This is a genomic window from Azoarcus taiwanensis (assembly GCF_012910885.1).
GTDB classification, from domain to species: Bacteria; Pseudomonadota; Gammaproteobacteria; order Burkholderiales; family Rhodocyclaceae; genus Azoarcus_F; species Azoarcus_F taiwanensis.
Map to the genome: position 1 here is coordinate 1 of NZ_WTVM01000168.1, position 6,892 is coordinate 6,892.

General features: G+C 59.8%; 9 protein-coding genes. 5 read left to right on the forward strand and 4 right to left on the reverse strand.

Annotated features, from left to right (window positions below):
- The 3 genes from GPA21_RS18175 to GPA21_RS18185 all read left to right on the forward strand — a co-directional run.
- Positions 1–360: hypothetical protein (locus tag GPA21_RS18175; protein ID WP_168989515.1), on the forward strand; the 360-nt coding region annotated here is incomplete at its 5' end.
- Positions 361–474: 114 nt separating this feature from the next.
- Complete coding sequence (locus GPA21_RS18180; protein ID WP_168989516.1) at positions 475–2,427, forward strand: ATP-binding protein; 1,953 nt, start codon at positions 475–477, stop codon at positions 2,425–2,427.
- A gap of 285 nt (positions 2,428–2,712) precedes the next feature.
- Positions 2,713–3,360, forward strand: a complete 648-nt coding sequence (locus GPA21_RS18185) for a FlhC family transcriptional regulator (protein ID WP_168989517.1) — start codon at positions 2,713–2,715, stop codon at positions 3,358–3,360.
- A gap of 91 nt (positions 3,361–3,451) precedes the next feature.
- Here the strand turns inward: GPA21_RS18185 and GPA21_RS18190 are convergent, their stop codons facing one another.
- The 4 genes from GPA21_RS18190 to GPA21_RS18205 all read right to left on the reverse strand — a co-directional run bounded on the left by GPA21_RS18190 (position 3,452) and on the right by GPA21_RS18205 (position 5,602).
- On the reverse strand, positions 3,452–3,733 hold the full coding sequence (locus tag GPA21_RS18190; RefSeq protein ID WP_168989518.1) for a hypothetical protein: 282 nt from the start codon (positions 3,731–3,733) through the stop codon (positions 3,452–3,454).
- 1 nt (position 3,734) lies between these two features.
- Positions 3,735–3,983, reverse strand: a complete 249-nt coding sequence (locus GPA21_RS21395) for a DUF4160 domain-containing protein (protein ID WP_168989519.1) — start codon at positions 3,981–3,983, stop codon at positions 3,735–3,737.
- Between the two features lie 126 nt (positions 3,984–4,109).
- Positions 4,110–4,610, reverse strand: a complete 501-nt coding sequence (locus tag GPA21_RS18200; RefSeq protein ID WP_168989520.1) for a hypothetical protein — start codon at positions 4,608–4,610, stop codon at positions 4,110–4,112.
- Between the two features lie 98 nt (positions 4,611–4,708).
- Positions 4,709–5,602: a tyrosine-type recombinase/integrase gene (locus GPA21_RS18205; protein ID WP_168989521.1), complete on the reverse strand. Its 894-nt coding sequence runs from the start codon at positions 5,600–5,602 to the stop codon at positions 4,709–4,711.
- 623 nt (positions 5,603–6,225) lie between these two features.
- On the opposite strand from GPA21_RS18205, the gene GPA21_RS18210 reads away from it, so the two are divergent.
- Positions 6,226–6,747 carry a nucleotidyl transferase AbiEii/AbiGii toxin family protein gene (locus GPA21_RS18210; RefSeq protein WP_246262046.1) on the forward strand — a complete coding sequence of 174 codons (522 nt, stop codon included), beginning with the start codon at positions 6,226–6,228 and terminating at the stop codon, positions 6,745–6,747.
- Positions 6,748–6,750: 3 nt separating this feature from the next.
- Positions 6,751–6,892, forward strand: a 142-nt coding sequence (locus GPA21_RS18215; RefSeq protein ID WP_211163686.1) for an AbiEi antitoxin N-terminal domain-containing protein, incomplete at its 3' end; no start/stop codon positions are given.

Below are 6,892 nucleotides of genomic sequence, written 5' to 3' on the forward strand. Positions count from 1 at the left end.
GTTACGGTGATGGAACGAATTCTTTGCACGCGCCCTTGGTCGGAAGCGGCCATCGAGATCGCGGTCGCCTTCGGCGAGGCGGAGCGGAAACCGATCAATGTGTCGTTCCTGCCGGACCAGCAGGGCCTTTGGCTCGAGTCCGAGCTGTCTCAGTTCGAGCTTCAGCGCAGTGGGGGTGAGGTCGTTTCGATAATCGTCACGAACAGTATAAACCCCCGCGCTGGCTGGTGGTGGCTTGATCTTGAGATTATGGAGGTACAACCATATGTCATCTATAAACCAACTTGCTCGACACGCTCCCTGACTGTTGAGGAAGCTCAGTTCATCTCTCAACACCCCGCCCCCGAGGAGCTGCTATGAAAACCAGACGCCGCACCCGCTGGATTGATGTTGTCATTCCCACTCTGTTTGTGATCGCAGCCATGCCGGGTCTTGCGATGTTCATTCGTCACGTCTTTTCTTGAGGCCCGTCATATGTACTCGAACGCAACTTTCTCGGACCGGCTCGCGATCCCGATTTCCCGTCTGGTTTCGTGGGCGCTTGGCGTGGCATGCATGTGTATCTCCGCAGTCGCCGGGCTCTTCATTGTGATCGCGGTGTTTAACCCCCAAGACCGCTTTATGTATCAGCCGATGGTGAGCTGGAGCGCTGCGGCGCTGTCATGCGTCGCTGTGGCTTCGGCGCTGATGACCATGTGGCGAGGTCCGTTCGCGGTCTATGTTCGTGCCTGGGCGTTGTTCTTCGCCGGGCTGACGCTTGGATTCGGGGCACTCGTGCTTGAGCAATGGCTCATTGTGGCCGCAGCCCTGACCCTGCCGACCGTGGGCCTCATTCAGCACTTCACAGTGCCGGTGCAGGCGCAAGCGCTGGCCGGTGGCGCGGCCGCGCCGATGCCAGTCGCTGAGGATCCGCCGTTCTTCGAAGCAGAAAAGTCCCGCACTACCTTTGCCGACGTCGTAGGCATGGATGAACTGAAGGCGCGGCTGCTTGAGGCCGGGCAGGAAATCATCGGCTCCCACGCGAGCCAGGGCGCCAAGCGAAACGGGATCCTGCTCTTTGGCGAACCGGGCAATGGCAAGACATTCTTTGCCGAGGCGCTCGCCGGAGAACTCAAACTGCCAATAGTCACCGCCACCTTCGGCGATGTCAGCTCCAAGTGGGTGAACCAGACCACCGAGCAGGTCATGGCGGTGTTCGAGTCAGCTCGAGCGCAAGCCCCGTGCGTGCTGTTCCTCGACGAGATCGACAGTCTCATCAAGGACCGGAGCATGAGCATGGGCGCCAGTGATGAAGCGGCCAAGACGACCAATGCGATCCTCACCGAACTGGTCAATGCCCGTAAGTCGCGCATCGTGATCATTGGAGCCACGAACTTCCTCGAGAAGCTCGACCAGGCCGCGATTCGCGAAGGGCGCTTCGATTTCAAGATCGAGGTCACGCCACCCGACGAGATCGCGCGCGCTTCGATCATCACGAACACGATCAAGGGCTTCAAGCGTGTGTGTGCGACCGACGGCGCAATCGCGCAGGCCGCGAAGCGCTGGGAGGGTTTCTCGGTAGCCCGGATCCGTGCAGTCGCTGACGAGGCGGGGCGTGAGGCCGTCAAACAGTCCGCCACCGAGATCAGCTATCAAGACCTTCAGGCGGCGCTTCGCCGCGTACAGGGCCGCAAAGGGAAGCTGCCGCCGAACGCTCCGCGCCTGGACGAACTGACCTTGCCGGCGAAGCTCGAGCGCCAGTTGCGTGGGCTGGCGGGCCGCATGAGCAAGATCGAGGAGATCGAACAGCGTGGGGGCAAAGTGCCGAGTGGGGTGCTCTTCTGGGGGCCACCGGGCACCGGCAAGACCGTCACCGCGCAGGCGCTCGCCAAGAGCTCAGGCTGGGCCTTCATCAGCACCAGCGGCAACGAGTTGCTTGGCAATCCGGACAAGATCAGCGACATCGTTCGCGAAGCGCGTGATATCCGTCCGTGTATCGTGTTCATTGACGAAGCCGATGATGTGCTGGCCGACCGGCAGTACGCCCGGCATACCGCGTCCGTCACCAACCGTCTGCTCACCGCAGTCGACGGCGCGGCCGGCAAGGTTCACGACATCATGTGGATCGCAGCAACCAACCATCCCGAGCAGATGGATCCCGCCGCGCTTCGCGGAGGGCGCTTCACGGTCAAGCTCGAGTTCGAGCTGCCGGATGCTGACGCGCTTGTCGAGTTCGTTTCTGGCTGGATCGCGCGCTCGCGAGCAGAGTTCGCAGCGGAGGCCACACCCCAGGCGATCGCGCTCGAGCTCGAGGGGCTTTCGATCGCAAACGCCGCTGCTGTGCTCCAGCATGCGGCCGACGACGCCGCCGAGCGCTGGATTGAAAACCCGGCCGCAGGTGATGCCGTCACTCTTGCTGACGTTCGTACTGCGGGGGGCAGCGTATGAATACCGAACGGCTCATTGCGCGCTGCGTCGCGCGACAGCAAAAGCGCCTCGACCGAGCACTGGCCGAGTTCGGTGTGGCGCTAGCGTTGCGGAGTCGATGCAACGAGATCGTCATCCCTCGCGTGGTCTTCGGTAGCTGGAAACTAGGTCCGGAGTGGAAACCGCTCAACTGGGAGTGTGGCGGGGCGGTGTTCCGACGCCGACACGCTCACCAGGTGCAGACCGTGTGCGTGCCCTGGGAGGGTTTGCCCGTCCGTTTCGTTGCTAGATCAAGGGGAACCCCTCGTGAGTAAGCTGCCCAGCATCAAGACGCTCCGGCGCCTCGAACGCCTTGTGCAGCTCGGCGCCCGACCACCGGTTATCCGGTCGCTGGTGCCTACTTTGCATGACTCGGTTATCTCCGATGCATGGTCAGAGCACCATGGCCGCCGCGCCCCGCGCGGACCGTTGCCGCATAACGTGGGCTTTTTTCTCGTGAGCCCGAAGCGGCGCCTGCAAGCCAGTTTCATCCTGGCTGTTTTCGATGACCTGCGACGTCTTGGGGTGGCCGATGCCGAGGCGCTCATTGTCACATACGAACAATTTCTGGCCACGTTTGACGACGATTCGAGTCCCGTCGACAGTCGTCTGACTTTCGATCGGGCGTGGTTTCTGATTCGCGAATACACAACGGTCCGTTCGTTGTTGCTGGTCCGTTGCGACGCGTGCGGCTCGCGCCATATTCACCGCGCGTTTGAGCTCATCAACCACGGCCAATGCCCTGCGTGTGGCCTCGTTGAAGCAGCGCGGAATGAGTGCCTGCCGGAGTCCTCCGAGCCGGATTCTGATTGCTCAAAGATTGAGCTGCCGGACTTGCCTGCGCTGGGAGCGGGGTTCAGCCCCGGATGGGGCGAGTTATCCCCGGAAATTGTGGATAAGAGATGGGTTAGCTGACAACCGCTGAGAACGACAAAGGCCCGTGAGGGCCTTTGTCTATTTGCTCCAACCCCCGCGTGCGCGGGGAACACCCTTGAGCCGGTCGAGGTCAAGCCGCCAGCCTTCCCAAGGCAGTCCGCACCAGGTCAGGGACGAAAACGCCCTCGTCGGCCAATGGGAAATAAAGATCGAAGCCGCCGCCCTCCACCCGCACCGATCCGAAATCAGTGTTGAGTGGGAGCCCAAGCGCCTCAACTGCAACCGACAGTTCGGCGCCGCTATCAAGGATGAGTACAAGGCGTCTGCGCTGGGCATCGAATTTCGCTGAAGTTGCTCTTGGCTCGACAGCAGCTGATCTTTCGCCCTGTTCGCGTGCATTGGCGATGGCCATGCTAAGGGTGTCCATGAATACTCCTCCAGGTCGCGCAAAGTCCGACCAACTCCTGCTCTATCAGAGCCACGAGCTTTCGGACGGTTCCAGGGTCAACACCCCGGATATCGACCGGCAGTACTGGCCCATCAGGGCAGTTTAGCGCGATTTTCGCGCGACCGTCAGGGCCAACGGCATGGACATGTGCAGGCCCATGATCGTTTGTGTAGATCATGATGCGCCAAGCGCCGAAACGTAGCAGTGTTCCCATTATCCGTTCGCGATCCTGTTCTGCCGTGCCATGTTGATCCGCTCGGCAAGCTTGCCGGCATCAAGATGTGTGTAACGCTTGAGCATGCGAGGATCTTTGTGCCCGCTGATCGCAGCGAGCACGGCGTTATCTCATGCCCCTGAACTGGTCTCGTTGGAGGCGAATCAATTCAATCTGCCTTAGTCGCTGACGTTGGACTTCGATAATTTCGCGTCTTTCAGCCACCGATCGAGTTGCTTCATCTGCATTGCCATCGGGCCCTGGTCGCGCCAGCACAACATACCACTGGTTATCGTGGTTTTCGAGGAGTATTCGCATTCTCATTGTCTGACAACCCGAGGTCTCAGGCGATTCGATTTTAATGAAACCTTCGACGCGGCCCTGCTCATTCGTCTTCACAAAGGTATCCATTGAGGCCACTTGACAGTTGTTAAAGCTCCAGTAAATCGTATCCGCATTCCGCAAAAAAGCCTCATTGCTCTCTAGATCCTCAGGATGAATGTAAGTCATCGCATCGTAGGCACTTCCGTTGCTAAATGCGGCTGTCGCGAACCCGGTTACTGAGGCTTCCGGAGTCGATCTCGCCCCTTGCGCAAAGGCGCTGGTGCTCAGCGCTACTGCGACCATCAAGATAGTTCTAAGCAATCTATGCATTTTCCTCGCCCATGCGTATCGATCCTGGAAGACCTACATCTTCACTGTTTCAGCACTTAGTCCTCGGCCGCTCAAGCATCAAGCTTGGCAGCAATATCAACCGAGTCTGGCTGATAGTACCTCTGAACCGATCGCAGATCCTTGTGTCCAGTGAACGCTGCTAGCTCGAGCACGTTCGAGAGCTTCGCGGCGGCGCGGCTGGTGCCCTCGTGCCTTAAGTCATGCCACCGAATATCCGGCACCTCGGCTGAGGCACGCGCACGTGCCCAGGCCTTTTTGACGGCGTTATCACTAACTTTGAATACTCGCTCGTCCGCGTACGGCTTTCCAGCCTCACGGGCCTCGTTGACTCGCGCCTGGTGCATCCCCCGTAACCGCTCGAGAACCGCCACCGCCTTGGCGTTCAGCATAATCCTTCGGGGCAGGCCATTCTTAGAGTCACTTAGGAATATGTGGCGCTCTTGCAAGCGGACATCCGACCACGTCGCGCGCAACAGCTCACTTCGTCGGGCGGCGGTCTCGATAGACAGCTCGAATAACGGTTGGATCCACGGGTTCCGCGTTCCTTTCGAGAACGTACCGTTCTCTGACCGCCCTCCCCCTGTCAGCGTGGAAGCGATCGCTTCCTCCTCGTCCCTCTTGAGTCTGCGGTCTCGCTGCCGTGACGGCGCGGGCCTGCGCACGTGATGGACCGGGTTCTCGGGCAACGGAATATGCCAATCCATGATTGCGGACGTGAAGACTTGGGACAGCAGATCAAGCTCCCTCCGCACCGTACCCGAGGAGACCTCCTCGAGGCGCCGCTTGATGTAGTCGCCTACAACTTCTCGACTACACGTCGCCAGGCTGTAGCCGGATATCTTGTCTTGGATGAACCGGTTTAATCGCAGCCGCTCGACCGAAGCCCCTTTGTGTTCGGTGGCCACCTCGTCACGATACTTCGCAAAGGCTTCGGCCATCGTCATGCGCTCTGCAGCACCAAGATCTCGAAATGTTCCGCTACGCATCTCAGACTCCACTTTCGCGGCCCACTCATCGGCTTGAGCGCGGGTTTCAAATGTAGCAGTCTGTCTCGGGTACCCCCTGCGTCTGACTTGCACATGCCACTGGCGAGGCCCTTTCTTTCGAATAGTAGCCACCTTTTTCACCTCTTCTGTACCAAAAAGTGTGCCAATAATACAATAAATACCTCAGAACCCTTGTAAACAGTGATGTGTTCTTCGCGTTCGGGACGCAGGGGCCGGAGGTTCGAATCCTCTTTCCCCGACCAAGAAATTCCCGAGAAAAAACCGCCACTTACGGCGGTTTTTTCGTTCACAGCGCGAAGTGCAAAGACTGTTGCTTTTTTGCAAAATCGTGTCCAGTTGTCCCAAGACTGTCCCACGTCGACGGCGCCCGCCTGGCGTGGACGAAACTCCTTGTCACGTGAGAGCCCTTGCGCCCGGGAGCCGGGAGTCTGACGAGACCGATCAACGGGGCGTACCCAGCTCGTGGGTGTAGTGCCTGTAGACCTTCCCATCGAGCGACTGGTCAGTGCTGTGTCTGCGTCAGACACTATCTTCCACTGGCTCATGATCCCTTTGAGTCGATGAACGATTCGGCTGAAGCCCTGCCAGACGCTCGATGCAGCGCTCGCGAGCCCGGTGCAGGTCATCGACAGCCGGGTGGGGTGGTGGCGGTACCATGCTGCAGCCACGCCTACACCTTTGTCGAAAAGCTACAGACCGCCTCTACCAAGTTCCGGTTGCAGCAGGCTGCGGACACCGCCGCCCCATTCACGAAAAACTTCCTGCGCCACTACTACGACCTGTATTGTCTGATCGGCCACCCCGAGGTGCTGGCCTTTATCGGCGCGCCGGACTACGAGGCACGCAAGCGGCAACACTTCCGGGGCGGTGACGAACTGAACATCGCCGGTAACCCCGCTTTTACCCTGAGCGATCCCGCCGTGGGCGAGCGCTACCAGCACAAGTACGAGGAAACAGCCGGCCGGCCTGTATTACGCCGGCCAGGTCCCGTTTGCCGCTATCCTGGCGCGCATCGCCGAACACATCGATCGTCCTTGAGCCATGAGCATCAGGAGTTTGATTCGATTGTGTGCTATTTTTAGCGCATGAGTGGAAATTCACGGCACCAGGTAATCAAGCGACTGCAGGCGGGGCTTCCCCGCGGGGCGCCGTTCGACCTTGCCACCCTGAGCCAGTTCGGGGTGTCGCCCCAGCTCGCCGCCCACTATGCCGACGGCGGGTGGCTCG